This is a genomic window from Roseibium sp. TrichSKD4 (genome assembly GCF_000148725.1).
Classification (GTDB): domain Bacteria; phylum Pseudomonadota; class Alphaproteobacteria; order Rhizobiales; family Stappiaceae; genus Roseibium.
On the sequence record NZ_GL476324.1, the window covers coordinates 1 to 1163 of the forward strand.

At 46.7% G+C, this 1163-nt stretch carries 2 protein-coding genes; both read left to right on the plus strand.

The window, feature by feature from the left end:
- The first annotated feature begins 395 nt into the window (after nt 1-395).
- A complete protein-coding gene (locus TRICHSKD4_RS28750) occupies nt 396-902 on the plus strand; it encodes a Panacea domain-containing protein (protein WP_050763576.1) in 507 nt (168 codons plus the stop codon).
- The coding region (locus TRICHSKD4_RS27765; protein WP_040617714.1) for a hypothetical protein at nt 899-1163 on the plus strand (265 nt) is incomplete at its 3' end. The genes TRICHSKD4_RS28750 and TRICHSKD4_RS27765, both read left to right, overlap by 4 nt.

Below are 1163 nucleotides of genomic sequence, written 5' to 3' on the forward strand. Positions count from 1 at the left end.
GGGCTTTATGGCCAGACCGCCAGAAACTACGTGACAATCACCACCGGTGTGTCGCCAAGGGATATCGAGATGCCCTGGTGGGTTCTGAAGGATTTCGGGCTGGCGTTCCTGGCGTTCCATTTCTTGTTTTTGTGTTTGAAGAAGGGGAGGCCTTGATAAGGCTGCTCGTTTTCCGGTTATCCAAAAAGCGCGCAAAAGTGGCATATGTTGTAAATATTACGTAATAAACGTACCATCTGATTCAGCCACAAGAGATTCTTTCCCAATTTTGGGAGCAAAAAAGACTGAGTTGAGGTGGGTTTAACAAATCACGTGTTTGACTTGTGGCGTGGCCCCAACTAAAGGAACGCAATTCCTCGTAATTGCCTTGGCAAACGGAAAGAGAGGTGGGAGTGATGACAAATTCAGCACCCACTGTGATTTACAAACCTTCGTGGGTTGCCAACACGTTCTTGGTTCGAGCTCGCGAGGACCGCATTTCTGACGTAGATCCGCTTAAACTGCAAAAGCTCATGTATTGCTTACATGGCTGGAATTTAGCGGTTCGAGGTCATCCGGCTGTAGGTGAGCGGTTTGAAGCGTGGCCTCATGGCCCGGTCCTGTCTTCAATCTACCATCAGTTCAAAAGTTATGGCGGGTTCCGAATACACGGTCTCGCGGAAGAGATCGATCCAACGACCGGCGAAAAGGCGACATTGATTGTGGCTAAAAGCGATGAAAATTTTTATGAAGTTTTTGATCGCGTGTGGGATAGGTATAAAAAATTTTCAGGTTTGAAGCTGTCAGAGATGACGCATCAACCCAATACCCCTTGGAGCTATGCGCGCAAAAACGGATTGCAATATATCTCCGATCAGATGATTAGGAACCACTTTATTGAATTGAGCCATGTTGCCGCATGACAAAATCAAATATTCCGCCAGATGGTATTACCAAAGCCAAAATGGAAACGGGAGGCCAGTCTACTGTTCCTGTTCAAAAAGATGCACTACAGCCCGACCCATTAATAAACCAAAAGCTTGGTTTAGTCGGCAAGTTATTCGGTTACGGGAACGAGAAACCAGGAAATATTGCCGGGATAATTGGACTTATCGGTTTAGTAGGCTTCTTCTATTTTGGAAGTGTAGTGGCATTGGGGGAGGGAAAAGCTCCCCCAGAAGCGA

Excerpts from the sequence above, each read along its gene's own strand:
- TRICHSKD4_RS28750 (WP_050763576.1), top strand. The coding sequence starts at position 396 with ATGACAAATTCAGCACCCACTGTGATTTACAAACCTTCGTGGGTTGCC.